Raw genomic sequence first — 25,279 nt, 5'->3', positions numbered from 1 at the left:
CCCGACAGTGTATCCTATGGGTGGTCGGGCCGGGGGAGCGGGCCGGTGCCGTATTCAAGGAATCCTGCATGCTTGATGCTGCGCTGTCCCTGATGATGCTGGCCGCGATCGCCCTTGTCGGCGGGGCTGTGTTCCTGTTCCGCCGGGGCGAACGCAAGCGGCCTGCGCTGATGCTGACGCTCGCCGGGATCATGGTGGTGAACCTGATCATCTGGACCCTGCCCGACCGCAGCGGCGCCACGCTGAAGGGCGCCGCCGAGGCGGGGCCCACGCAATAATCAGCCCAAGTGTCAGCCCAGCTCGATGCACCCGCCATCGACGCTGAGGTCTACACCGTTGATGAAGCTGGCCTCGGTACTGGCTAGGAACAGCACTGCGCGCGCCACTTCTTCCGAGGTCCCCATGCGCCCCAGGGGCACGACCGACGAGAGCATTTCGCGCATGCCTTGAATCTCCTCAGGGCTTGCATCGCGCTTGAAGATTTCGGTGTCGGTCGGGCCGGGGCTGACCATGTTTACGCGGATGCGCCGCGGCAGCAGTTCCTTGCCGACGATGCGCGCCATGGCCCGCAGGCCTGCCTTGGCTGCGGCATAGGCGACGTTGCCCGGCACAGCCGCGGTCGATCCGATGGAGCCGGTAATGACGATGGCCCCGCCGTTGCGCATCAGCGGCAGCGCCTTCTGGATCGCGAAGAACGCCCCGCGCAGGTTGACGGTGTGGATCTGATCCCAGAACTCCGGGGTGACATCAGGCACCATGGCGAAGCCGCCGACCCCTGCGTTGACGAACAGCACGTCGATCCCGCCCAGTGCGTCCTCGATCTCGCCCAACGCCGCCTGGGTCTGGGCAAGGTCACCGATGTCCGAGCGGATGCACAGCGCGCTGAGTTCCTCGGCCACAGCCCGCAAGGTCTCGGCATTGCGCCCGGTGATGGCAAGCCTGACGCCCTCGGCAGCGAACATCCGCGCGGCGGCAAGGCCGATGCCGGCATTGCCGCCGAGGATCGCCACGCACTTGTTGTCGAAGCGCTTCATCTCAGAACATCGTGTTGGTGTTGGCCGACGCTTCCGGCACGGGCGAGAGCACGTCCCAGTGTTCCATCACCTTGCAGCCTTCGACACGGAAGATATCGACCACCGCGAAGCCGCGCTTGGCTGCGGCATCACCGTTCTCCATCCAGCCGTGACTGTGGACCGCCACCAGGTTGCCGTCGGCGATGATGCGATGGATCGTGGTGCGCTGGCCGGGGTTTTCGGCGACGAATTTTTCGAGGAAGCCGATCGCGGCTTCCCGGCCGGTGGCGGCATAGGGGTTGTGCTGGATGTAACCGGGATCGACCCAGCGCTCGAACGAGGAGCGGACCTTCTTCTGGATGTAGAACTCGTCCATGAAGTTGCTGACCACCTGCTTCGGGGTCAGCTTGCATTCCGCCGCCTGCGCGGCATTGGCGGTGAGGGCAAGGGCAATTGCTGCGGTTACGAGGCGCATCGTTCTTCTCCCTTCAAAACATGCTGTTGGGGTTGACCGGCTGGGCCGGCACGTCCTGAATCACGTCCCAGTGCTCGACGATCATGCCGTTCGCCACCCGGAAGATATCGACCACGGCAAGCCCCGGATCGCCCGGCCAGCGCACCACGTGGGTGTGCGTGATGACATGATCGCCATCGACGAAGCTGCGGTGGATGGTCTGCACGGCATCGGGCGATTCGGCCCGCACCCGGTCGAGAAAGCCCTTCAGCGCCTCAACCGTCGGTGCGGCCAGCGAGGAATGTTGCACGTATTCGGCTGCGATGTAGCGGTCGACTGCGCTGCTATCCATCGCGAACAGGACCTTGTGGTACATCTCCAGCACGAGGTCGTGGTTGGCCTGTTCGGCCGCTGTCCGCGCCATGCGCCTCTCCCCTTTATTTATAACAATTGGTAGAGTATGCCTTGGGCAGAGAAGGCCGTCAAAGCCTCAATGCAATCTTGGGAGAATCGATGACCCGCGCCGAGCTCTATGCCGTTCTTGACCGGTTCCTTGCAGCGTTGAACGCGCGCGATCCCCATGCGCTGGATTGGGCACAGGGCGCGCATCATAGCGAGAACAACGTCATGCTGGAGATCGGCGATGGCGTGTGGGGCACGATCGACCGGCTGGGCGACTACCAGTTGCGCTTTGCCGACGTGAAGACGGGACAGGTCGGTTACTTCGGCACGGTGATCGAGCCTATCGAGGAATCGGCCTTCACCCTGCGCCTCGGCGTGAACGAAGCGGGCCAGATCGCCGAGTGCGAGATGCTGATCGTCCGCCAGTCCGACAGTGGCATCAAGTTCGAGAACTGCCGCTACTGGGACAAGCCGATCCTGCACCGCGAACCTGAAGAACCGGTGTCCCGAGAGGAGATGGTGCGCCTTTCGAACGGCTACTTCGATACCCTTCAGCGCAACGACGGAACGATCCACACGAAGTTCCACCCCGATTGCAATCGCGTGGAAAACGGGGTCCAGACCACGCGCAATCCCGACTTCGCCAAGATCGTGCCGGTCTCGGCGCTGGGCTGCGAAGAGCAGTTCCGCATGGGCAATTATCGCTACGACGATGACTTGCGCGCCCGTCGCTTCCCGCTGGTGGATGAAGAGCGCGGGCTGGTGCTGGCCTTCGGTTTCATCGATCATTCCGGCCGCCTGCGCGAGTTCCAGTTGACCGATGGGCGCACGGTGAAAAGTCCGGTGCTGCGCCCGCACAGCTTCTACATCTCCGAACTGTTCAAGATCGACCATGGCATGATCGAACAGATCGAAGCGAACTTCATAACCGTGCCCTACCGCATGCCCAGTCCGTGGGACGCGCTGTGATGCGCCAGTTTCTCGCCAGTCTCTTTCTTGGGCTCGCCGCCTGCTCGCTGGGCGGCGCGACGGCGCTGACCGAGGGGGCAGGGCGGGAATGGACCAGTCCCGGCGGGGATTCCGGCAAGACTCACCATTCGCGGCTCACTGCGATCAATGCGCAGAACGTAGGCCAGTTGGGCCTCGCGTGGTCTGCCGAACTGGACACCTTCAGGGGGCAGGAAGCCACCCCGGTCGTGGTCGATGGCGTACTCTATACGTCAGGCACTGCAGGCCGCGCCTATGCTTTCGATGCGGCCACCGGCAAGCCGCTCTGGCGGTTCGAGCCAGAAGTCGACATGCAGGTCAACCGCACGGTCTGCTGTGACATGGTCAACCGTGGCGTCGCCGTGGCGCGGGGCAAGGTGTTTGTCGCTTCGCTTGATGGCTGGATGTACGCGCTCGATGCCCGGACCGGCGCAGTTGCGTGGAAGAGCGACTTCATCGAGAATCGCGCCAAAGGCGACAATTCAACCGGCGCTCCGGAAGTGGCTGGCGATGTCGTGGTCATCGGCATGGGTGGCGCCGAATATGACGTGCGCGGCTATGTCACCGCGCTGGATCTCGATACCGGCAAGCTGCGTTGGCGCTGGCACGTGGTGCCGCGCGATCCCAAGCTCGGCCCGCAGGAAACACCGGAACTCGAAGCCGCATTGAAGACATGGGACCCGAACAGCCGCTGGGACATCGGCGGCGGCGGTTCGCCGTGGGATGCGATCAACTACGATCCCGAGACCGGGCTGGTCCTCGTCGGCACCGGCAACGGCGGGCCTTACGCCACGTCGAAGCGCTCGCCCTCGGGCGGGGACAACCTCTACCTCGCCAGTCTCGTCGCGCTCGATCCGAAGACGGGGCGAATGAAGTGGCACTATCAGGAAACGCCCGGAGACAACTGGGACTTCACTGCGACCCAGCCGATGATCTTCACGCGCATGGACATCGATGGCGAGAACCGCCCGGTCGTGCTCCACGCGCCAAAGAACGGCTATCTCTACATCCTCGACCGACGTGACGGAAAGCTGCTGCGCGCCAATCCGATCGTGCGCACCAACTGGGCCAAGGGGATCGACCCCGCATCCGGGCGGCCGATCCTGGATCCCGAAGCGGCGGACTACACCACCGGCCCCAAGATCGTCTTTCCCGCCACCACCGGCGCGCGCAACTGGCATCCGGCCAGCTACGATCCCGCTACCGGTCTATACATCGGCGCGGTGCTCGACATGGGCAACCTCATCTTCATGACGCCGGGGGCCAAGCCGCTGAAGGCGCGCGGGCTCAACAACGATGCCGCGCTGATCTTCACGCCCGATGTGAAAGAGGCGCTGGCGGGCTTTCCGCCCGAGTTCGGCGATGCCGTGCGCAAGCTTCCGGCCTATCAGGAAGCGCTCAGGCAGCCTGCCACCGCGCAGATCCGCGCGATCGATCCGCTGACGGGCAAGACCGTCTGGTCTGCCGACACCGCAGGCTGGCAGGATCGCGGCGGCGTGCTGACCACAGCTACCGGCCTCACAATCTACGGTGGCGTCACCGGCAAGCTCTTCGTGCGGGAGACAAGGACGGGCAAGCTGCTCAAGGAAATCGACACCGGCACCCCGATCATGGCCGCGCCGATGACCTACGAGGTCGGCGGCGTGCAGTATGTCGCAGTCATGGCCGGGTGGGGTGGGGGCGGCTATCCCTTTGTTCCGCGCTATTCCGCCGCCTACACGCGCGGCAACATGAACCGGCTGCTGGTGTTCAGGCTGGGTGGCGGCAAGGTGCCGATGCCCGATCTGTTGCCACCGCTGGAAGTTGCGCCAGAAGCTCCGGCGCAGGCACCGGGCGTCACTGCGGCGACGATTGCCCGGGGGCAGGGGCTGTTCTTCGGCAACTGCGCCATCTGCCATGCCAACCAGCCGCGCTCGATCACGCCGGACCTGCGCCGGATGCAGCCGGGCACGCACGAGGCTTTCCGGCAGATCGTGCTCGAAGGGTTGCTGACGCCGAACGGGATGCCGCGCTGGGACGACATCCTCTCGCCCGGTGATGCCGATGCGATCCACGCCTACCTGATCGACCTGCAAGCCAAGACCCGCGCCGACGAGCAAGCCAAGCAGAAGGCCGGCAAGCCGCTCGACGGGCCGAGCCTGACGATCCTTTCGAACTACTGAGGCACCCCATGGACTTCTCTACGCTCGACAACCCCCGCCTCGAATTTGCCTTCGCCTGCCGCCTGCGCTTCACCCGTGTGCAGATGGTGCCCGACCTGCCTTCTGGCGGCATGCGCAGCGCCGTTTATGTCGACGACGGCGAGTTCGAGGGGCCGCTGCTCAAGGGCAGGGCAGTGCCGAACTCCGGCGGCGATTATGCCTTCTTCCGCCCGGACGACACCGCCGTGTTCGATGCGCGCTATGTGCTCGAAGTCGATGACGGCACGTTGATCTACATGCAGAACAAGGGCTTCCTGTGGGGCCGTGAGCCGGGGACGATGGACCGCCTCCGCGCCTGGGCCTTCGCCGGGGGCGAGCCCGTCCCGCATGCCGAATACTACCTGCGCGCGCAGCCCACCTTCGAGACAAGCAAGGGCAAGCACGATTGGCTGACGCGGCATGTGTTCATCGGCGTGGGCGAGCGCAAGCCGGACGGCAACTACGTCAAGTATTACGCGCTGACGTGAGGCTTGACGGCAAATCACAAGTGCTGCAAACAATAACAATTGTTAGAAAATAAGTGACGGGAGAGTCCACGCCTTGAAGCTGCACCTGCCCCCGCGCGTCAGTCCCAAGCAGTTCCAGGCGGCGATGACCGCCTTTGCCGGCGTGGTCGGCAAGGAATGGGTCATGGACTCCGACGCCGACCGCGACGCCTATGCCGATACCTATGCTCCCGGCAGCACCGAGGAGTGGCCCGCCTCGGCTGCCGTCGCGCCCGCCTCTGTCGATGAAGTGCGCGCCATCGTGCGGCTTGCCAACCAACACAAGACGCCGCTCTGGCCCGTCGCGCGCGGCAAGAACCTGGGTTATGGCACCGCCGCGCCGCGCCTGCCAGGCACGGTCGTGCTCGACCTTGGCCGCATGAACAAGGTGCTCGAACTCGACACCAAGCTGGCCTATTGTGTGGTCGAACCGGGCGTCGGCTTTTTCGATCTCTACGAGCATATCCAGCGCGAAAAGGCGCCGCTGTGGATGTCGGTGCCGGGCAATGCCTGGGGCTCGGTTTTGGGCAACGCGCTCGAACATGGCATCGGCTACACGCCCTATGGCCTGCATGCCCGCAACCTTTGCGGGATCGAGGCAGTGCTGCCCGATGGCGACCTTGTCCGCACCGGGATGGGCGCGATGAGCAACAACCCGGCCTGGCACCTCTTCCCGATGAGCTACGGGCCGACCTTCGACCTCGCCTTCACGCAGTCTAACCTCGGCGTGGTGACCAAGGCCGGCATCTGGCTGCAGCCCGCGCCCGAAAGCTCGCTCGAGATCGTGTGGGACATCCCCAAGGTCGAGGACATCGGCTGGGTGGTCGATACCATTGCGCCGCTCAAGATCTCGGGCCTGATCGACCAGAATGTGTTCATCCCTTCGTGGCTGGGCAAGATGGTTCTCAAGGGCCAGCGTCAGGACTTCTGGGACAAGCCCTCGGCCATCCCCGAATGGCGTGTGGAGGAACTGCTGAAGGAGCACAAGCTGGGCTACTGGCAAGTCGCGCTGCGCCTGTATGGCGAGGAAAGCGTGGTCAAGGCCAAGGCCGAAGTGGTCAAGGCGGCGATGAAGCGCAACCTGGCCGTCGCTCCGGAAGAGCACTGGTGGCATCCTGGCGACTATATCCACGGCGTCGACACCACGATGGGCATTCCGTCGGCCGTGCCGTTGCAGATGTCCGACTGGATCGGCGGACGCGGGGCGCACATGGGCTTCTCGCCCGTTGTCCCGGCAACCGGCAAGCATGTGCTCGATCAGATGGCGCGCAGCCGCAAGATCATCGCTGATTTCGACGTCGACTTCTACGCCAGCTTCACCATCGGTGGGCGCTTTGCCAACAACGTCAACATGCTGATGTACGACCGCGACAACGCGGCTGAAGTCGTCAAGATGCGCAAGCTGTTCGATGCGCTGATCACCGAGACGGCAAAGGCGGGCTACGCCGAATACCGCACCCACCTCGGCTGGATGGACCCGGTCATGGAAACCTTCGATTTCAACAACCACGCGCTGCGCCGCTTCGGCGAGAAGGTGAAGAACGCGCTCGACCCCAACGGCATCATCGCGCCGGGCAAGCAGGGCATCTGGCCTGCCGCCTATTCCGATGCCCGTGGCAGGAGCAACGCCGGAGGTCACGGGGCATGAACCGCGCATCGTTCGCTTTCGTCGGCGCACTGGGCCTTGCCGCGACCGCCGTCTTTGCCGCACCTCCGGGGCCGCCGCCCGGCCCCCCGCCGCCGTATCAGATGCGACCGGTTGCGCCGACCGGCGACAGGCTCAAGCCCGGTAGGGATGGCAAGGTGCTGTTCGAAGTGCACTGCGGTTATTGCCACCTGACCGGCGGCATGGGCACCAACCTGCTCACCAAGCAGCAGGTCATGGCTGGGAACTCGCCCGACAAGGGCCTGCTCGCCAATCGCACCGATCTGACTGCCGATTACGTCAAGACCGTGGTCCGCATGGGCAAGGGTGCCATGCCGCAGCAGACCAAGGTCGACCTTACCGATGCCGAGCTTGATGCCGTGGCGAAATACCTCGGGAAGGCAGGCTGATGCGCGTCTCACGCCGCTCGATGCTAAAGGGCAGTGCGCTGGCCGGAGCGGTCGCCGCAACGCCTGCGGTGGCAGCCATGGCGAGCCCCGTGCCGCTGGTGGTGTTCGACAGCCGCATTCCCGAATCCGCAGCCTTTGCTGCAGCGAAGGACACGCAGCGGGCGATCGACCTTGCTCTGGGTGCGGCTGATGCTGCGCGTGCGATCAAATTCCCACAAGTCGTGACAGGGCTCACACGCTGGAGCGACTGGACTGCGCTAAGAGGGGTCATGGAGGCGCAGGGTCTGCGACTCTCGGATGAGATTCGTGCTGCCGCTCCCCTCTCCGGTCGCACGCATCTTTTCCTCTGGACGATGACTGCGCGCTAGACAGTCCCGGCGCAAAGCCAGAAGTCTGCAAAAGGGGTGCGTTCCTGTCGGGACGTGCCCCTTTTATCGTGCGGTCAGCTTTCACTTGGTGAAACATTCGAAATGGGCGTCTGCCCCACCCGCGTCTTAATCCCCAAAGCGTATTTCGACACCATGCGGGCTTGACCCGCGCTCCTGCGCAATTAGTATGTGTTACTAACAAATTCCGACACGCATCGGAATCGGGAGAGAGATGATGGAACCAGTGGGCAACGAATGGACGCGGTAACCCTTTATCACTGGGAACCCAACGCCAACTCGGGGAAGCCGATGCTGGCGCTGATGGAAAAAGGCGTGCCCTTTTCCAGCCATTACATCGACATGCTGCAGTTCGATCAGCACAAGCCGGAATACCTTGCGATCAATCCGCAGGGCACCATCCCGGCGATGACCCATAATGGTCTTGTGCTCACCGAGAGCACCGCGATCATGGAATACGTGAACGATCGGTTCGACGGGCCGGACCTCATGCCGTCGGATGCGCGTGATCGCTGGCGCGTGCGCTGGTGGATGAAGTTCATGGACCAGTGGCTTGGCCCCAGCTTCTCGATGATCGGGTGGAGCGTATTCGTAGGGCCCATGGTGCGCCAGCGTGATCCTGCCGAACTCGCAGCGGCGATCGAGCGCATTCCCCTGCCGGAACGCCGCGTCGCATGGCGCAAGGCAATCAATGGCGACTTTTCGGAAAGCGAGATGGCCGAGAGCCGTCGCCGCGTCGGTCTGGGCATCGCGAAGCTCGAAGAAGAACTGGGCAAGCGGCCCTATGTCGGCTCGCATGAGTACAGCCTGGCCGACATCAACATCTTCAACAGCACTTATTCGCTGCCGCTGTCGCAGCCAGATCTGGCGGGCAAGGACAAGACGCCGAATATCATGCGCTGGCTCAAGCGGGTCTATACGCGTGATGCGGTCAAGAGGACCTGGGCGATGGGCAAGACCGACCTTGCCAATCGCTATGGTCTGATCATGGCGGAGATCGAGGCATGAACGCGGTGCTCTACCACGGCGAGCCGAATGGCGCTTCACTGACCGTGCTTGCCGCTCTGGCGCAATCGGGACTCGACATCGAATGCCGCCCCATCGACCTGCTTGCCGGGGAGCGCCATGCGCTGCCTGGCATTGCCGATCCTGTTGCGCTCGACCTGTGCATTGAAGGCGAAGGGCCGGTGCTGGTCATCGATGGTGAGGCGATGACAGAATCCGTGTTCCTGGCACAGTATCTTGACGAGGCCGCGGGCGGGGCCGGGCTGCAGCCGATGGACGCCTATGCGCGCTGGGAAATGATGATGTGGTGCCGCCAGATCACCGAGCGCCTGTCCCCTGCAGCAGCGTTGCTCGGCAATCTTGCTTCCTCGCAGCATGCCATTGCAGCCATTCCGGCCGACGATTTCGCAACGCTGACAGCGCGCATCGTGTCGGACGATCTGCGCAACCGTTGGCAAGTGCTGAACGATGATGTCGTCGATGCCGCGCAAGTGGCCGACAGCGAGACCAAGATCGTCGCCGCCGTCGAGCGCTGCGAGAAGCAGCTGGCCGATGGCCGTGCATGGCTGATGGGCAGCTTTTCGATTGCCGATCTCGTCACGTATTCCTGGCTGGCCGGGATGCAGCTTCTGCGGCCGGATGCCTTCGCCGCTGCTCCCCTCACCACCGCCTGGCTAGCCCGCATGGCCGAGCAGAGCTGCGTGAAGGCGGCGCTTGCCAGGTCGACCGTTTCCGAACCGCTCCGCGCCTGGGCGCCGGGGCCAGAAATCAATCGTTGGGGATAACCAATGCGCGCCATCGACTACTTTGACCGCGGCCACGATCGCGATCCACAGCGTCTCGCCATCGTCGATACCGAGACGGGCCTCAAGCTGACCTTTGCCGAAACCAAGGCCCTGTCCGAACGCATCGCTGCGGCTCTGCAGAAGGGCGGTTTCGAGAACCAGGACTGCCTCGGTCTCTATGGCCCGAACGATGGCATGCTGCTCGTCGTCCTGCTGGCGATGTGGCGCGCCAACGGCAAGTGGATCCCGGTCAACACCCGCAACGCCATCGACGCCAACGCGGCCTATATCAACTACGTGCGCCTGAAGTGGCTGGTCTATCATTCGTCCAAGGCCGACGAAGTCCAGCAGCTCAAGAACCTCTGTCCGACGCTCCAGCACTTCGTCTGCCTCGACAAGCGCATGGGCGATGACCCGAGCCTCGAGGAATTCATGGCCGGTGTCAGCGAGGCCGATTTTGTCGAGCCCGAGATCGATGCCTTCGGCAACCTGATGGACATGGTCGGCATCTTTCCCACCGGCGGCACCACCGGCCCTTCGAAGGGTGCCAACGTCACCAACCTCGGCTGGGGCACGATGATCGAGACCGCTGCCGATGGCATGGGCAGCCGCACCGATTCCCCGGTCGCGCTTGTTTCAGCGCCGATCACGCACGCTGCTGGCCCGATCGCGCTTTCGACGCTGAGCCTCGGCGCAACGCAGGTGATCCTGCCCGGTTTCGACGCCGAGCGCGTGCTGCGCACGATTGCGGAGTACAAGGTTACCCACATGTACCTGCCGCCGACGGCGCTGTACCAGCTGCTCGCCTCGCCGGAACTGGGCGATCATGACTACTCCAGCTTGCGCATCTTCATCCTCGTCGGCTCGCCCTGCAGCCCGGAAAAGCTGCGCCAGGCAGTGGAGGTGTTCGGACCGGCGATGTGCCAGTCCTACGGTCAGGTCGAATGCCCGATGATCGTGGCGTGGTTCCCGCCCGAGGACGTCGCGAAGTTCGCCACTTCCGCACCGGAAAAGCTCGCCGCCTGCGGCAAGCCCACCCGCTCGATCAAGGTCGCGCTGCTCGACGATGATGGCAAGGAGGTGCCGCTGGGCGAGGCGGGCGAAATCTGCGTGCGCGGCGCGCTGGTCACGCATTCCTACTTCGAAAAGCCTGAGGAAACCGCCGAAATCCGCAAGTTCGGCTGGCATCACACCGGTGACGTCGGCAAGTTCGACAACGACGGCTACCTCTACATCGTCGACCGCAAGAAGGACATGGTGGTTTCCGGCGGCTTCAACGTGTTCACCGCCGAAGTCGAAGCTGCCGTGACAGAACTGGCAGCAGTGCGCGAGGCCTGCGTATTCGGCATCCCGCACGAGAAGTGGGGCGAGCAGGTCCATGCGGTGGTCGTGGCCGAGGGCATTACCGAGGCCGAAATCATCGCCTATGCCAAGGATCGCCTCGGCGGGGTCAAGGCGCCGAAATCTGTCACGTTTATCGACTCGATTCCGCGCACTGCTGCGGGCAAGATGGACAAGAAGGCGCTGCGGGTTCCCTATTGGGGTAACGCCGATCGTATGGTCAACTGATCCGGAAAACGGACAGTCGGGAGAGAGCTGCATATGCGTTTGAAGGTCTTAAGCCTGATGGCCGCACTGCTGCCGCTGGCAGCGTGCAACATCAAGAGTGATGGCGACACGGTCGCTGTCGCTTCCGCAGGCGTCACCGATGCGATGATCGCGCAAGTGCCCGAAGGCGAATGGCTGAGCTATGGGCGCGATTATGGTGAACAGCGCTTCTCCCCGCTGACCCAGGTCAACGACAGCAACGTCGGACAGCTTGGCCTTGCATGGTTCCATGATCTTGAAACGGCGCGCGGGCAGGAGGCCACGCCGCTGATGCACGACGGCACGCTCTACATCTCGACCGCATGGTCGATGGTGAAGGCGTTCGATGCCAGGACCGGGGCGCTCAAATGGTCCTACGATCCCGAAGTGCCGCGCGAAACGCTCGTCCGGGCCTGCTGCGATGCGGTCAATCGCGGTGTTGCGCTTTACGGAGACAAGGTGTTCGTCGGCACGCTGGACGGACGCCTCGTTGCGCTGGATCAGAAGACCGGCAAGGTTGCCTGGTCGAAGGTCGTCGTGCCCAACCAGCAGGACTATACCATCACTGGCGCGCCGCGCGTGGTGAAGGGCAAGGTCCTGATCGGCAGCGGCGGTTCGGAGTACAAGGCGCGCGGCTACATCTCTGCCTATGACGTGAACACCGGCAACGAGGTGTGGAAGTTCCACACCGTTCCCGGCAACCCCGCCGATGGCTTCGAGAACAAGGCCATGGAAAACGCCGCCAAGACCTGGGCCGGCGAATGGTGGAAGCTGGGCGGCGGCGGAACCGTGTGGGATGCGATCACCTATGATCCCACGACCAACCTCGTCCTGTTTGGCACCGGCAACGCCGAGCCGTGGAACCCCGCTGCGTCCGGTCGTGAGGGCGACAGCCTCTACACCTCGTCGATCGTCGCGGTGAATGCCGACACCGGTGAATATGCCTGGCACTTCCAGGAAACCCCGGAAGACCGCTGGGATTTCGACTCCGCCCAGCAGATCACTCTGGCGGACCTGAACATCGGGGGCCAGCAGCGCCATGTCGTGCTGCATGCCCCGAAGAACGGCCATGTCTACGTGCTTGATGCCAAGACCGGCCAGTTCATCTCGGCAACGCCGTTCGTACCGGTCAACTGGGCGACGGGCATCGATCCCAACACAGGCAAGGCGACAGTCAATCCGGCCGCCCGGTACGAAAAGGGCGCGCCATTCGTCAGCCTGCCCGGCGCTGTGGGTGCCCACTCGTGGCAGCCGCAGAGCTTCAGCCCGAAGACCGGCCTGCTCTACCTGCCGGTCAACAACGCCGCATTCCCCTACGCCGCGGCGAAGGACTGGAAGGCCACCGACATCGGCTTCCAGACTGGCCTCGATGGTTATGTCACTGCAATGCCGGCCGATGCCAAGGCCCGCTCCGCCGCGATGAGCGCAACCACCGGCACGCTCGTCGCTTGGGACCCGGTCGCGAAGAAGGCTGCGTGGAAGGTCGAACTGCCCAGCCCGTCAAACGGTGGCATTCTCTCGACCGCCGGCAATCTCGTCTTCCAGGGCACTGCAGGCGGCGATTTCGTCGCCTATAGCGCCGACAAGGGCAAGCAGCTCTGGTCGTTCCCGGCGCAGAGCGGCATCATTGCTGCGCCCATGACTTATGCGATCGACGGCGAACAGTATGTCGCCGTGATGGTCGGCTGGGGCGGCGTGTGGGACGTTGCCACGGGTGTGCTTGCGCACAAGGCCAAGAAGCAGCGCAACATCAGCCGCCTCGTCGTGTTCAAGCTCGGCGGGAAGGCCACGCTGCCTGCCGCTCCGCCGATGGCCAAGATGGTCCTCGACCCGCCGCCGTTCACCGGCACGCCGGAACAGGTCAAGGCTGGTGGCGAACTCTACGGTCGTTACTGCAACGTCTGCCATGGCGATGCGGCCGTTGCCGGCGGTGTGAACCCGGACCTGCGCCACTCTGCTGCGCTCAACGCTCCCGAAGCCATCCGATCGGTTGTCATAGACGGCGCGCTGCAGCACAACGGCATGGTGTCGTTCAAATCGGCGCTCAGGCCAGAGGATGCAGACAACATCCGCCAGTACCTCATCAAGCGCGCCAACGAGGACAAGGCTCTGGAAGCGCGCTGACAAGAATGCTATATCTTATAGCAATCATAACGAGTGGAGAGATTCATGACGCATCTTTATCCCAACCTGATCAATGGCGAGCTGGTCACGACCGCAGAGTCGCTTGAAGTCGTGAACCCCGCGAACGAGCAGGTCATCGGGCGGGTCCCCGCCTGTGGTGCCGAAGAACTGGACCGCGCTGTGGCTGCTGCCCGCGCTGCCTTCAAGACCTGGTCGAAGACCCCGGTTGACGATCGGCGTGCCGTGATCCGCAACATGGCGGCGGCGATCGAGGCCAATTTCGATGAGCTGTACCGCCTGCTCACCAGCGAACAGGGCAAGCCGCATCATCAGGCGCAGGGCGAGATCCACGCTTGCGCCGGCATCATCAGCGCCCAGTCCACGCTGACGCTGGAAGAGACGATCAACGAAGATAGCGACACCCGCCTGAGCCGCACGCGCCGCGTGCCGGTCGGCGTCGTCGCCGGCATCGTGCCATGGAACTTCCCGCTGCTGATGGCCGTCCAGAAGATTGCGCCCGCGATCCTCACCGGCTGCACCATCGTGCTCAAGCCTTCGCCGTTCACGCCGCTGACCACGCTCAAGTTCGCCGAACTGATCAAGGACATCGTGCCGGCTGGTGTCGTCAACATCATTACCGGCGAAGACGCGCTCGGCCCGATGATGACCTCGCACCCGGACATCGACAAGATCACCTTCACCGGCTCGACCGCAACCGGCAAGCGCATCATGGAAGGCGCCTCGAAGGACCTCAAGCGCATCACGCTGGAACTGGGCGGCAACGACGCTTCGATCGTCCTGCCCGATGCCGACGTCGAAAAGGTTGCCGAGCAGCTCTTCTGGTCGAGCTTCACCAATGCCGGCCAGATCTGCGTGGCCGCCAAGCGCGTCTACATCCACGAGGACATCTACGACGACCTGTCGAAGGCCATCGCCGAATACGCCAAGACCGTGAAGGTCGGCGACGGCTCGGAGCAGGGCACCGGCGTCGGCCCTATCCAGAACAAGAAGCAGTTCGAGCGTGTCTGCGAACTGATCCAGGACGCCAAGGACAACGGCTACAAGTTCCTCGTCGGCGGCGATGTCGATCCTTCCGGCTCTGGCTACTACGTGCCGATCACGATCCTCGACAACCCGCCCGAGGATGCGCGCATCGTGGCTGAGGAGCAGTTCGGCCCGGTCATGCCGCTGATGAAGTTCTCCAGCGACGACGAAGTCATCGCCCGCGCCAACAATTCGGAATATGGCCTTGCCGGCGCTGTCTGGACCAAGGACACCGAACGCGGCGTGAGGATCGCCGAGCAGCTTGAAACCGGCACGGTTTGGATCAACGAGTTCCTTCACCTTTCGCCCTTTGCGCCGTTCGGCGGACACAAGCAGTCCGGCTTTGGTGCGGAGTACGGCATCGAGGGCCTGAAGGAGTTCACCTACAGCCAGGTGATCACGGTCAAGAAGGACGCGCTGGTCTGATCCGCGCCTGAATATCGAGCGTAGCCCTGTCGTTTCGCGGCAGGGCTGCCTTGATGCTTGCAAAACTGAAGGAAAAGAGCGGTGCCCATCGACATTTCGAAGATCAAGGCGATCGACGTCCACGTCCATGCCGAGGTCTCGTGCCACGATCCGGAAGATCCGGTCATGGGCCAGTTCTTCGACGCCGCTTCGGCTTACTTCAAGGCCCCGCGCGAGCGGCCGAAGATGCCCGAGATCGTCGAGATCTATCGCGAGCAGCAGATCGCCTTCTGCATGTTCACGGTCGATGCCGAATGCGGCATGGGTGCCAAGCGCGTGTCGAACTACGAAGTTGCCGAAATGGCGGCCAAGAACGACGACATCTGCATCGCCTTCGCCTCGATCGATCCGCACAAGGGCAAGTACGGCGCGCGCGAAGCCCGCGATCTGATCGAGAACTTTGGCGTGAAGGGCTTCAAGTTCCACGGCATTGCCCAGAACTGCCACCCGGCCGACCGCGTTGGCTATCCGATATACGAAGTCATTGCCGAGTATGGCCTGCCCGCGATTTTCCACACCGGCCATTCCGGCATGGGCACGGGGATGCGCGGCGGTGGCGGCATGCGTCTCAAGTACGGCCAGCCGATGCTGGTCGATGATGTCGCGGTCGATTTTCCCGACATGAAGATCATCCTCGCCCACCCGTCGTGGCCATGGGTGGATGAAAGCCTGTCCATGGCTTTGCACAAGGACAACGTGTTCATCGACCTGTCGGGCTGGAGCCCTAAGTATTTTGCGCCGCAGATCATCCAGTACGCCAATACGCAGCTCAGGAAGAAGATGCTGTTCGGTTCGGACTTCCCGCTGATCCACCCTCAGAAGTGGATCGATGCGGCGCTGAAGGTCGGCTTCAAGGAAGAGGTCATGCCCGGCATCATGAAGGACAACGCCGCGCGCCTGCTGGGGCTGGCCTGAGCCTGCCTCATGGCCGATCCTGATGACATCCGCGGCTGGCAGAGGCTTGATGCGGAAATTACCACGTCGGGCCGGATCGAGGACAAGGACGTCATGCGCCTCGCCGACCTGGGCGTAGCGCATGTCGTCAATCTCGCGCTGGAGACTCATCCCGAAGCGCTGGCCGGGGAAGGGGACAAGCTTGCCGCGCAAGGCATTGCCTATACCCACATCCCCGTTCCGTTCGACGCACCGGGCGAGGACCACTTCGCCGCTTTCGTGAAGGCGGTGGAGGAAGGACCCAGGCCGGTCCACGTCCATTGCATCATGAACTGGCGCGTCTCGGCGTTCTTCTACCGCTACAACCGCGACCGTCGCGGCCTTGCGGAGCCCGTCGCGCGCGCGCTGATGGAACGGCAGTGGTCTCCCGAAGGCTATGACAGCAAGGAAGCCCGCGTCTGGGCGGAATTCATCGCAAGGACCCCTGAGTGACCAATCTTTCGGGCAAGCACATCGTTATCACTGGCGCCTCTACCGGCATCGGGCGCGCGACTGCGACCATTTGCACCCAGGCCGGCGCGCGCGTTACACTGATCGCCCGCCGCGCCGATCTGCTCGAACAGGCTGCGCGCGACCTTGGTGGCAGCACCGCCTTCGCTGCGGCCGACGTTGCAGACAAGGCCGCGCTTCATGCCGCGCTCGATCATGCCATCGCTGCCAATGGCCCGATCGATGGCATGTTTCTGAACGCCGGCATCGGCGGCATGTTTGCTCCCGTCGAACAATATACCGACGAGATGTTCGACGCCGTGATGGCGGTGAACCTCAAGGGTGTGCTCTGGGCGATCCAGCACGTGCTGCCCGCGATGAAGGAACGCCGGCAAGGCGCGATCCTCGTCACCGGTAGCCTCGCCAGCGAACGCGGGTTGCCGATGAATGCGGGCTACGTCGCCAGCAAGCACGCCGTGCTCGGCCTATCGCGCGCGGTCGCCAACGAAGTGGCCGAGTTCGGCGTGCGCTGCAATTGCATCGTGCCCGGGCTGATCGAGACGCCGATGCTCGATGGCCTGCCCCCCGAAGCCGCCTCGCAGATGGCCAAGGCAGTGCCGCAGGGCCGCACCGGCCAGCCCGAGGAACTGGCCAAGGTCGCCGCATTCCTTCTGTCCGATGCCGCCAGCCACGTCACCGCCCAAAGCTGGGCGGTAGACGGCGGCATGCTCGGCACCATGCGAGTCTGATCCGATGGCCCTGAAATACTACCACGCCGAACCGCTGGCGAACTCGCTCAAGTCGATGGTCCCGCTCAAGGAGAAGGGGCTCGCCTACGAGAGCATCTACGTTGATCTGCACAAGTTCGAACAGCACCAGCCGTGGTTCACCGCGATCAATCCCGAGGGACAGGTGCCCGTTCTCGATCATGACGGCACGATCATCACCCACACCACCGTAATCAACGAATACCTCGAGGATGCCTTCCCTCACGCGCAGCCCGCCGACGCTCCATTGCGTCCGCACGATCCGGTTGGCGCGGCGCGGATGCGCTATTGGAACAAGTTCGTCGACGAGCACGTGATGAACTTCGTCTCGATGCACGGCTGGCACCGCATGGTCGGGGTCATCGCGCGCAACATCGAGAACGGCGATTTCGAGAAGCTGCTCGAAAACATACCGCTGCCCGATCAGCGTAAGAAGTGGGCTACGGCTCGCTCAGGTTTCTCCGAGGCGGACCTCGCCAACGCCACTGCCAAGATCGAATATGCCCTTGCCAAAGTCGAGGCACAGCTTGGGCAGACAAAGTGGTTGGCAGGGAGCACGTACACCCTTGCAGACATCAACTTTTATTCGCACTGCGGCATGATGGTCGAGCGTATGTTCCCCGAGATGGAAGTGGCGAGCCGCTTCCCACGCCTGTGCGAATGGCGCGACCGCGTCACCGCACGTCCCGCAGTCGCCGAAGCCCTGAAGAGCGAGGACCGCACCGCGCCGGGCCTGCGGACATGGTCGGGGCACGTTCGCTGATGGCCGGTTTTGTCCTTATTCACGGTTCCTGGCACGGCGGCTGGTGCTTCGATCCAGTTGCCGAGATCCTGCGCGCGCGTGGGCATACGGTCGTGGCGCCGACGCTGCCTGGCATGGGCGGCACGGCCGAGGAAATGGCGGCGGTCACGCTCGATGGCTGGGGCGAATTTGCTGCGCAGCATTGCCGGGACCTGAAGGCGCAGGGCGTCGGCCCGGTAGTGCTTGCCGGACACTCGCGCGGTGGCCTTGTCGTGTCGACCGCGGCAGAGCGTGATCCAGCTGCAATGGATGCCATCGTCTATATCTGTGCGATGATGCTTCCCGCTGGCATGAGCCGCGCCGAATTCAAGGAACTCGAAGGCCCCAACCCTGCCTTCGATGCGATTATCTCCAAGGTCCACGATGGCGTCGCCACGGTTATCGATGCTGCGAATGCTGCACCGGTCTTTGCACAAGTCTCCCCGCCTGACCTTGTCGATGCGGCGATGGGAAGGCTCATGGCCGAACCACACGCTCCTCGTTCCGAGAAGATTGCTGTCACCCCCGAGCGCTGGGGCAGTCTGCCGCGCACCTATATCGAATGCACGCTCGACCGCACCATCCCGATCGAAAGCCAGCGCCGCATGATCGCGATGTCGCCTGGCGCGAACGTGGTCACGCTTGAGGCTGATCACAGTCCCTACCTGTCGAAACCGCAGGAACTGGCTGAAGCGCTGGAAGCAGCGTTACCGGCCTAATCGGCGAAGAAGTTCAGCTCCAGCAGCACGTTGTTCGGGTCTGCGGTAAAGATCTGCCGCAGCCCGATGGCTTCGACCACGTTGGTCTGGCAGTCGAGCCCCAGGGCGGCCACGCGCGCCAGCACATCGTCGTAGCCTGAGCAATTAAGCGCAACGTGATGGATCGCGCCGGTGAGCGAACCGGGCTGCACTTCGCGATCATAGGCGCGCGGGCAATCGACGGCATTGATGTGCACGATGGCCTTGCCGCCTGCATCGTACATCCACTGCGCGTTTTGCGGGGTGAGGGGGGGCGGACCATCGCGCCGTTCCAACCCTAGCAGCGCCTTGTAGAACTCGGCCGTCTCGTCGAGTCGGTCGGTAATGATGTTGACGTGATCGAGCGCGTTGACGTGCATTGATTCTCTCCCGCAGCAAAACGGCGGCCGGAGCATGGTGCCCCCGCCGCCGTCCAATCTCAACCTTTGAAACCGCTCAGCTCTTGAACACGACAGTCTTGTTGCCGTTGACGAGAGCCCGATCCTCGAGGTGCAGGCGCACTGCTTCCGCCAGCACGCGGCGTTCCACATCGCGGCCCTTGCGCACGAGGTCTTCGGGGCTGTCGGCGTGAGTCACGGTCTCGACGTCCTGGTGGATGATCGGACCTTCGTCGAGATCTGCGGTAACGTAGTGACCGGTCGCACCGATCATCTTCACGCCGCGGGCGTGCGCCTGGTGATAGGGCTTGGCGCCCTTGAAGCTCGGCAGGAACGAGTGATGGATATTGATACAGCGGCCCGAAAGGAACGAGGCAAGATCGTCCGACAGGATTTGCATGTAGCGCGCCAGCACCACCAGTTCTGCGCCGGTCTCGGTGACGATGCGCTTGACCTCGGCCTCCTGCTGCGGCTTGGTCTCTTTGGTGATCGGCAGGTGATGGTATGGCACATTGCCGATCAGCGAGATGTTCAGCGCTTCCTTGGGATGGTTGCCAAGGATCGCGACGACTTCCATCGGCAATTCACCGATGCGCGTGCGATAGAGCAGGTCGCCAAGGCAGTGGTCGAACTTGCTGACCATCAGGACGACCTTCCGCTTCACGGCCGTGTCGCGCATGTTCCATTCCATGCCGTAGTCTTCGGCAACCGGCGCAAAGGCCGTGCGGAACGCTTCGATCCCGGTCTCGCCTGGATCGAACACGACTCGCATGAAGAACTTGCCGCTCAGCGAATCATCAAATTGCTGCGCCTCCCGGATGTTTCCGCCCGCTTCATAGAGGTTGCCCGTGACGCGGGCGACGATGCCCGGCTTGTCCTCGCATGACAGCGTCAAAATCAGCGATGCGCTCATCAAAATCTCTCCCGTCCTAGTCGCGTTAGGGGTGGCGCTCATTGGGCGCAACATTTCCCATTGCGAATCTCGAGGGAGATTGTATGTGTTGCATACAAGTTTTTCAACCCTGCCATTTTCAAGTCGGGAGAGTTTCACATGGCAAAGAACCTCGAAGAGGTAATCCAGCAAGGCGGCAATATCGTCGAAATGCTGCGCAACTCGCAGCTCGGTGCCTACGTCTATCCGGTCGTCGCTCCGGAATTCTCGAACTGGCGTTCGGAGCAGTGGGCATGGCAGCACAGCGCCGTGCTGTTCGACCAGTCGCACCACATGGTGAACCTGTACATTCGCGGCAAGGACGCGCTGAAGCTGCTGTCCGACACCATGATCAACAGCCCCAAGGGCTGGTCGGTCAACAAGGCCAAGCAGTACGTGCCCACCACGCCTTACGGCCATGTCATCGGTGACGGCATCATCTTCTGGGAAGAAGAAGAATCGTTCACCTACGTGGGCCGCGCCCCGGCTTCGAACTGGCTGCGCTACCACGCTGCCACCGGCGGCTATGATTGCGAGATCGAGCTGGACGACCGTTCGCCGATGCGTCCGATGGGCAAGCCCGTCAGCCGCAAGGAATGGCGTTTCCAGATCCAGGGGCCGAACGCCTGGGCCGTGATCGAGAAGCTGCACGGCGGCCCGCTCGAACAGCTCAAGTTCTTCAACATGAGCACGATGAACATCGCCGGCAAGACCGTGCGCACGCTGCGCCACGGCATGTCGGGCGCGCCGGGCCTCGAAATCTGGGGTCCCTATGCCGAGCAGGAAGAGATCCGCGCCGCGATCCTCGAAGCCGGCAAGGAATTCGGCCTGATCGCGTGCGGCAGCCGCGCCTATCCTTCGAACACCCTTGAATCGGGCTGGATCCCGTCGCCGCTCCCCGCCATCTACACCGGCGAAAAGCTCAAGGGCTTCCGCGAGTGGCTGGCAGCTGACAGCTACGAAGCGACCGGCTCGATCGGCGGTTCGTTCGTCTCCGACAACATCGAGGACTACTACCTCAACCCGTGGGAGCTGGGTTACGGCAACTTCGTCAAGTTCGACCATGATTTCCATGGCCGTGAGGCGCTGGAAGCCCTGAACCCGGCCGAGCAGCGCAAGAAGGTGACGCTCGCCTGGAACCCCGAGGACATGGCCAAGATCATGGCCTCGCTGTTCAACCCCGATGGCGAACAGTACAAGTTCTTCGATACCCCGCTCGCGAACTACGCCTCGTCGAACTACGACCGCGTCGTCGATGCTGGTGGCAAGACCGTCGGCTTCTCGATGTTCACCGGCTACTCGTACAACGAGAAGCAGGCGCTCAGCCTCGCCACGATCGATCCGGAAATCCCGGTCGGCACCGAACTGCGCGTGGTGTGGGGTGAAGAGAACGGCGGTACCCGCAAGACCACCGTCGAGCCGCACAAGCAGATCGAGGTCCGTGCGATCGTCTCGCCGGTCCCCTACAGCCGCGTCGCTCGCGAAAACTACGCCGAAGGCTGGCGTACTGCTCGCTGAGCCAACCAACCGTATCGCCCGGACCGCCACAATGGCGGCCGGGCGTTCGGCCTGAACAAGAGAGGATCCCGAACATGGCAAAGGCATCGATCATCCATCCCAACTGGGACAAGACGCCCGACGGGATCACCGATGGTTTCAGCCTCGAGATGACCGCGAAGGACGAAGCCTCGCTGCGCGATGCCGCCCCGCTCATCCCGGCAGAAACCCCCATCGCCGTTACCTTCCTGCCCGGGGAAGACGTCGGCGCCCGCGTTGCCGCGACGATTGCGGTGCGCGAACTCGGCTTCGAGCCGATGCCCCATTTTTCCGCCCGCCGGATCACGTCCGAGGACGACTTCGAAGGCTACCTGCGCGCCGTGGTGGAAAAGGCCGGTGTGACGCGCTGCTTCATCGTCGCCGGTGACCCGCCCGAGCCCGTCGGCCCATATTTCGACACGTCCGCCCTGATCGCGACCGGCGCCTTCGAGCGTTCGGGCATCAAGGCCATCGGTATTGGCGGTCACCCGGAAGGGCACCCCAACATGACCGAGGCCGAATGCTGGGCGGTCCTCGAAAAGAAGGTGGCGGAAATCACTGCGCGCGGCATGGCCCCGCTGATCGTCACCCAGTTCGGCTTCGATCCCGATGCCTTCCTCGCCTGGCTCAAGGAACTGCGCGCACGTGGCATCGACGCTCCGGTGCGCATCGGCGTGCCTGGGCCTGCCGGGATCAAGCGCCTGCTGGCGTTTGCCGCGCGCTGCGGCGTCGGCGCGTCGACCTCGGTGCTCAAGAAGTACGGGATCTCGGTCACGAACCTGCTCGGCACGGCCGGGCCGGACAAGCTGGTAGATGCCTTCGCCCGTGGCCTCGGGTCCGAGCACGGCAAGGTGCGCCTGCACTTCTACCCATTCGGTGGCCTGACCAAGACCCTCGAATGGATTCACGGTTACAACAAGAAGCACGGCATCGGCCAGGGGGCCTGAACCGGTGACCGACTTTGTGCTGGTGCACGGCGCTTGGGGCGGCAGCTTCGCGTGGGACCGCCTCAAGGCCGATCTCGAAGCTGCCGGACACCGTGTCCTCGCCGCTGATCTTACCGGTCTCGGTCGCCGCAAGGCCGAGTTCCACCCCGGCATCACGCTGACCACGCACATCGACGACGTGTGCGACCAGATCGCCAAGGCCGGTCTCGACCGCTTCGTGCTGGTCGGCCATTCCTGGGGCGGTATGGTCATCACCGGCGTCGCCACGCGCCTCGGCGCGCGCATCGACGCCCTCGTCTATGTCGATGCCTTCCTGCCGCAGGACGGGCAATCGCTGTGGGACCTGACCGGGCCGTGGGAGCACGATCACTACATCGGCAGCCAGAAGCACAAGCCCGGCGCCGTTTCCCCGCTACCCGGCCTTGAAAGCCCGGTCCTGTCCGATCATCCTCTGCTTACGCTGGTCGAAGCCGTGCGCTTCACCGGCGAGGAAGCGAAGATTCCCCGCCACGTCTACATTTTCGCCAATGGCTGGAGCCCGTCACCCTTCGGCAAGTTTGCCGAGGCGGTGCAGGATGATCCGGCCTGGGAGTACCACGAGGCCGAAGCCAGCCACAACGTCATGGGTGACCAGCCCGACCAACTGCTCCAGATCGTACTCGGCTGCGCCTGAATCGGGCTCAGCCCTGCTGCGCCAGGCTCTGCATCCGCTTGAGATAGCGCGCCAATACGTCGATCTCGAGGTTTACCTTCGATCCCGGCTTCAGCGCGCCCATCGTCGTGACTTGCGCGGTGTGGGGGATGATGTTCAGCGCGAACTGGCAAGATCCGTCGGGCTGGTCCGCCACTTCGTTGACGGTCAAGGACACGCCATTGACCGTGATGGACCCCTTCGCCGCGATGTATGGCGCCAGTTCCTGCGGCGCCGAAATCCAGAACTTGAGCGAGGCGCCATCGGGGCGGATGCTGACGACCTCGCCCACGGCGTCGACATGCCCGGTCACGATGTGCCCGCCAAGTTCATCGCCCAGCTTCAGCGCCGGTTCGAGGTTGAGCGGCGCGCCCACAGTCCACTGCTCCGCTGCAGTGCGGCTCACCGTTTCGCCCGAAACGTCCACCGCGAACCAGCCTTCGCCAGCCACGCCTCCCTTGTCCACCACGGTCAGGCAAACGCCCGAGCAGGCGATCGAGGCGCCGATGGCGATCTTCACTGGGTCCATCGCGCACGAGATCGTGATATGGCGGTCCCCCTTGTCTTCGACGGCGAGGATGTTGCCGATTTCCGTGACGATCCCGGTGAACATAAGAAATCTCCTTCAGCGGACCCGCTCGTAGACGTCGAGCGCATCGCTGCCAAGCGTCCGCCGGTCCACATTGCGCCAGCGTCCGTGCGCGTCAGCGAGCGAGCCGAGGCCGATGTTGCCGATGCAGGGCAAACCTGCGCCAACGATGATCGGGGCGCGATAGATCAGCAGCCGGTCTACCATGTCGGCGGCGATGAATGCGGCTGCCGCCTGCGCTCCGCCTTCGACGAACAGGTACTGCACATCCCCGAAAGCTTGCGGCGCGGTGATATCTGCAACCGCCGTCCAGCCTTCAGGCGCCGTGCCGCGCGTCAGCACCATGCGCTGCGGGCTGCGGTGCTCGAGCCCCGGCAGGCGCACGTCGAGCCTCGGCGTGTCGGCGCGCAAGGTGCCGCCGCCGACAAGGATCGCGTCGGCCCGTGCCCTCTCGACATGGCAATGCGCGCGCGCTTCGGGGCCGGTGATCCATTGGCTCGATCCGTCGACGAGGGCTATTTTGCCGTCCAGCGAAGTTGCGAGCTTCAGAGTGACATGTGGTCGTCCTTGCGCCGACCGTGTCAGGTATCCGGCCAGAGACTCCCGTGCCGCCGGGGCGGGCAGAGCGTCTGTTGCAATACCTGCTTCACGTAGCGCGGCGATCCCGCTGCCTGCCGTGCGCGGGTCTGGATCTTCAACGCCGATCACCACGCGCGCAAGGCCGCTGCCCAGCACCAGCGATGTGCACGAAGGGCCGCGCGCACTGGCATGGGCGCAAGGTTCCAGGGTGACATAAAGCGTCGCACCGTTCGCGGCCTCACCGGCCATGGCCAGCGCCTCGGCTTCGGCATGAGGCCGGCCACCTGCCTGCGTCCAGCCACGGCCTACCATCAGGCCGTGCTTGACGATCACCGCTCCGACTGCCGGATTGGGCCTGCTCAATGGACGCCCACGCGCCGCGAGCGCCGCGGCGGCATCGAGCCAGCGCAGGTCCTCAGCCCTGCTCATGGTTTCTCGGTCTGTGCGTTCTTCATTTCGGCATCATAGACAGGATTGTCGACCAGATGCTTGTCCAGCACTTCCCTGCGCGCGGCCTCGACCTTCTTGCGGTAGGCCTCGCGTTCGGCCTTGCCTTCCTCGTAGGCACGCTTGGTTTCAACTCCGGTGGCGTCGCCCACCGCCTTGTACATCTGGCGGATGCGCTCCTGCCGCGCCTCCTCCTCGGCTTCCTCTGCCTTGGCCTTGGCGGTCGCTGCCTTGTTTTCGGCGAGGATCTCGGCGTCGCTGCGGTTCTCGAGAAAGCTCGGGAAATAGATGATCTCGGGCGGACGGGGCAGCGCCGTGCCGCCTTCCATCGCCATCGCGGTGAACAACGTCCCCGTCACCGCTGCTGCCATCACCAGTCCGACACGGCGATAATCGCTGGGCGCAGTAAAGACCTGCCAGAAATCGACGATGGCCCGGCGCGGGGATACGTTGCGGAAGAAGGCTCTCATGCCCGCCTAGATAGGCGCTGGCGCACGCTT

The 25,279-nt window shown here is 63.6% G+C and carries 28 protein-coding genes; 20 read left to right on the top strand and 8 right to left on the bottom strand.

Features of this window, described 5'->3' with window-relative positions:
• Positions 1-278: hypothetical protein (locus AC1Q5P_RS19480; protein ID WP_492519812.1), on the top strand; the 278-nt coding region annotated here is incomplete at its 5' end.
• Between the two features lie 12 nt (positions 279-290).
• Here the strand turns inward: AC1Q5P_RS19480 and AC1Q5P_RS19475 are convergent.
• Genes AC1Q5P_RS19475 through AC1Q5P_RS19465 form a run of 3 tightly spaced genes read right to left on the bottom strand, consistent with a single transcriptional unit; the run spans position 291 to position 1,891 of the window.
• Positions 291-1,034, bottom strand: coding sequence for an SDR family oxidoreductase (locus tag AC1Q5P_RS19475; RefSeq protein ID WP_492519811.1), 744 nt, complete (start codon positions 1,032-1,034; stop codon positions 291-293).
• Between the two features lies 1 nt (position 1,035).
• Entirely contained in the window at positions 1,036-1,488 is a 453-nt protein-coding gene (locus tag AC1Q5P_RS19470) for a nuclear transport factor 2 family protein (protein ID WP_039331618.1), read from the bottom strand.
• A gap of 13 nt (positions 1,489-1,501) precedes the next feature.
• Positions 1,502-1,891, bottom strand: a complete 390-nt coding sequence (locus AC1Q5P_RS19465) for a nuclear transport factor 2 family protein (protein WP_492519810.1) — start codon at positions 1,889-1,891, stop codon at positions 1,502-1,504.
• An 89-nt stretch (positions 1,892-1,980) separates the two neighbouring features.
• Between AC1Q5P_RS19465 and AC1Q5P_RS19460 the strand changes: the two genes are divergently transcribed.
• The 16 genes from AC1Q5P_RS19460 to AC1Q5P_RS19385 all read left to right on the top strand — a co-directional run bounded on the left by AC1Q5P_RS19460 (position 1,981) and on the right by AC1Q5P_RS19385 (position 18,643).
• Positions 1,981-2,838: a DUF8021 domain-containing protein gene (locus tag AC1Q5P_RS19460; protein ID WP_492519809.1), complete on the top strand. Its 858-nt coding sequence runs from the start codon at positions 1,981-1,983 to the stop codon at positions 2,836-2,838.
• On the top strand, positions 2,838-5,018 hold the full coding sequence (locus AC1Q5P_RS19455; RefSeq protein WP_492519808.1) for a PQQ-dependent dehydrogenase, methanol/ethanol family: 2,181 nt from the start codon (positions 2,838-2,840) through the stop codon (positions 5,016-5,018). Before AC1Q5P_RS19460 ends, AC1Q5P_RS19455 begins: the two co-directional genes overlap by 1 nt.
• 8 nt (positions 5,019-5,026) lie before the next feature.
• Complete coding sequence (locus tag AC1Q5P_RS19450) at positions 5,027-5,524, top strand: DUF3237 domain-containing protein (protein ID WP_492476907.1); 498 nt, start codon at positions 5,027-5,029, stop codon at positions 5,522-5,524.
• Between the two features lie 73 nt (positions 5,525-5,597).
• Positions 5,598-7,190 (top strand): FAD-binding oxidoreductase, encoded by a 1,593-nt coding sequence (locus AC1Q5P_RS19445; RefSeq protein ID WP_193827173.1) that lies wholly within the window; start codon positions 5,598-5,600, stop codon positions 7,188-7,190.
• Positions 7,187-7,597 (top strand): c-type cytochrome, encoded by a 411-nt coding sequence (locus AC1Q5P_RS19440; RefSeq protein WP_052241951.1) that lies wholly within the window; start codon positions 7,187-7,189, stop codon positions 7,595-7,597. The genes AC1Q5P_RS19445 and AC1Q5P_RS19440 overlap by 4 nt, the downstream gene beginning before the upstream one ends.
• The gene (locus AC1Q5P_RS19435) at positions 7,597-7,965 is read left to right on the top strand and encodes a twin-arginine translocation signal domain-containing protein (RefSeq protein ID WP_039331624.1); all 369 of its coding nucleotides are present in this window, start codon (positions 7,597-7,599) and stop codon (positions 7,963-7,965) included. Before AC1Q5P_RS19440 ends, AC1Q5P_RS19435 begins: the two co-directional genes overlap by 1 nt.
• A gap of 255 nt (positions 7,966-8,220) precedes the next feature.
• The gene (locus AC1Q5P_RS19430) at positions 8,221-8,991 is read left to right on the top strand and encodes a glutathione S-transferase family protein (protein WP_039331625.1); all 771 of its coding nucleotides are present in this window, start codon (positions 8,221-8,223) and stop codon (positions 8,989-8,991) included.
• Positions 8,988-9,773: a glutathione S-transferase family protein gene (locus tag AC1Q5P_RS19425; protein ID WP_492519807.1), complete on the top strand. Its 786-nt coding sequence runs from the start codon at positions 8,988-8,990 to the stop codon at positions 9,771-9,773. The genes AC1Q5P_RS19430 and AC1Q5P_RS19425 overlap by 4 nt, the downstream gene beginning before the upstream one ends.
• A gap of 3 nt (positions 9,774-9,776) precedes the next feature.
• Positions 9,777-11,342, top strand: a complete 1,566-nt coding sequence (locus tag AC1Q5P_RS19420; protein ID WP_492519806.1) for an AMP-binding protein — start codon at positions 9,777-9,779, stop codon at positions 11,340-11,342.
• A 57-nt stretch (positions 11,343-11,399) separates the two neighbouring features.
• A complete protein-coding gene (locus AC1Q5P_RS19415) occupies positions 11,400-13,484 on the top strand; it encodes a PQQ-dependent dehydrogenase, methanol/ethanol family (RefSeq protein WP_492519805.1) in 2,085 nt (694 codons plus the stop codon).
• A 45-nt stretch (positions 13,485-13,529) separates the two neighbouring features.
• Positions 13,530-14,954, top strand: coding sequence for an aldehyde dehydrogenase family protein (locus tag AC1Q5P_RS19410; protein ID WP_492519804.1), 1,425 nt, complete (start codon positions 13,530-13,532; stop codon positions 14,952-14,954).
• Between the two features lie 81 nt (positions 14,955-15,035).
• Positions 15,036-15,908 carry an amidohydrolase family protein gene (locus AC1Q5P_RS19405; RefSeq protein ID WP_082734701.1) on the top strand — a complete coding sequence of 291 codons (873 nt, stop codon included), beginning with the start codon at positions 15,036-15,038 and terminating at the stop codon, positions 15,906-15,908.
• 9 nt (positions 15,909-15,917) lie between these two features.
• Positions 15,918-16,379: a protein tyrosine phosphatase family protein gene (locus tag AC1Q5P_RS19400; RefSeq protein WP_492519803.1), complete on the top strand. Its 462-nt coding sequence runs from the start codon at positions 15,918-15,920 to the stop codon at positions 16,377-16,379.
• Positions 16,376-17,125: an SDR family NAD(P)-dependent oxidoreductase gene (locus AC1Q5P_RS19395; protein ID WP_492519802.1), complete on the top strand. Its 750-nt coding sequence runs from the start codon at positions 16,376-16,378 to the stop codon at positions 17,123-17,125. The genes AC1Q5P_RS19400 and AC1Q5P_RS19395 overlap by 4 nt, the downstream gene beginning before the upstream one ends.
• A gap of 4 nt (positions 17,126-17,129) precedes the next feature.
• Positions 17,130-17,906, top strand: coding sequence for a glutathione S-transferase family protein (locus AC1Q5P_RS19390; protein WP_052241956.1), 777 nt, complete (start codon positions 17,130-17,132; stop codon positions 17,904-17,906).
• Positions 17,885-18,643: an alpha/beta fold hydrolase gene (locus tag AC1Q5P_RS19385; protein WP_169804116.1), complete on the top strand. Its 759-nt coding sequence runs from the start codon at positions 17,885-17,887 to the stop codon at positions 18,641-18,643. Before AC1Q5P_RS19390 ends, AC1Q5P_RS19385 begins: the two co-directional genes overlap by 22 nt.
• On the opposite strand, the gene AC1Q5P_RS19380 is transcribed toward AC1Q5P_RS19385, so the two are convergent.
• A complete protein-coding gene (locus AC1Q5P_RS19380; RefSeq protein ID WP_039331632.1) occupies positions 18,640-19,041 on the bottom strand; it encodes a glyoxalase/bleomycin resistance/extradiol dioxygenase family protein in 402 nt (133 codons plus the stop codon). The genes AC1Q5P_RS19385 and AC1Q5P_RS19380 overlap by 4 nt on opposite strands.
• Positions 19,042-19,117: 76 nt before the next feature.
• A complete protein-coding gene (gene purU, locus AC1Q5P_RS19375; RefSeq protein ID WP_062346631.1) occupies positions 19,118-19,972 on the bottom strand; it encodes a formyltetrahydrofolate deformylase in 855 nt (284 codons plus the stop codon).
• A gap of 138 nt (positions 19,973-20,110) precedes the next feature.
• Between purU and ligM the strand changes: the two genes are divergently transcribed.
• The 3 genes from ligM (at position 20,111) to AC1Q5P_RS19360 (ending at position 23,146) form a co-directional block, all read left to right on the top strand.
• Positions 20,111-21,508 carry a vanillate/3-O-methylgallate O-demethylase gene (ligM, locus tag AC1Q5P_RS19370; protein WP_039331636.1) on the top strand — a complete coding sequence of 466 codons (1,398 nt, stop codon included), beginning with the start codon at positions 20,111-20,113 and terminating at the stop codon, positions 21,506-21,508.
• Positions 21,509-21,582: 74 nt separating this feature from the next.
• Entirely contained in the window at positions 21,583-22,473 is an 891-nt protein-coding gene (locus AC1Q5P_RS19365; protein ID WP_062346635.1) for a methylenetetrahydrofolate reductase, read from the top strand.
• A gap of 4 nt (positions 22,474-22,477) precedes the next feature.
• On the top strand, positions 22,478-23,146 hold the full coding sequence (locus tag AC1Q5P_RS19360; protein ID WP_062346637.1) for an alpha/beta fold hydrolase: 669 nt from the start codon (positions 22,478-22,480) through the stop codon (positions 23,144-23,146).
• 7 nt (positions 23,147-23,153) lie between these two features.
• On the opposite strand, the gene AC1Q5P_RS19355 is transcribed toward AC1Q5P_RS19360, so the two are convergent.
• The 3 genes from AC1Q5P_RS19355 to AC1Q5P_RS19345 are packed head-to-tail and all read right to left on the bottom strand — an operon-like array spanning position 23,154 to position 25,249.
• Positions 23,154-23,777 (bottom strand): riboflavin synthase, encoded by a 624-nt coding sequence (locus AC1Q5P_RS19355; RefSeq protein ID WP_039331642.1) that lies wholly within the window; start codon positions 23,775-23,777, stop codon positions 23,154-23,156.
• A gap of 12 nt (positions 23,778-23,789) precedes the next feature.
• Positions 23,790-24,761 carry a bifunctional diaminohydroxyphosphoribosylaminopyrimidine deaminase/5-amino-6-(5-phosphoribosylamino)uracil reductase RibD gene (gene ribD, locus AC1Q5P_RS19350; protein ID WP_492519801.1) on the bottom strand — a complete coding sequence of 324 codons (972 nt, stop codon included), beginning with the start codon at positions 24,759-24,761 and terminating at the stop codon, positions 23,790-23,792.
• Positions 24,758-25,249 carry a hypothetical protein gene (locus AC1Q5P_RS19345; protein ID WP_052241959.1) on the bottom strand — a complete coding sequence of 164 codons (492 nt, stop codon included), beginning with the start codon at positions 25,247-25,249 and terminating at the stop codon, positions 24,758-24,760. Before AC1Q5P_RS19345 ends, ribD begins: the two co-directional genes overlap by 4 nt.
• Positions 25,250-25,279 lie beyond the last annotated feature (30 nt).

Source organism: Novosphingobium sp. GW835-FHT14H07, assembly GCF_058793515.1.
The sequence above is the reverse complement of the archived record's forward strand: the minus strand, read 5'-3'. Positions and strand labels throughout refer to the sequence as shown.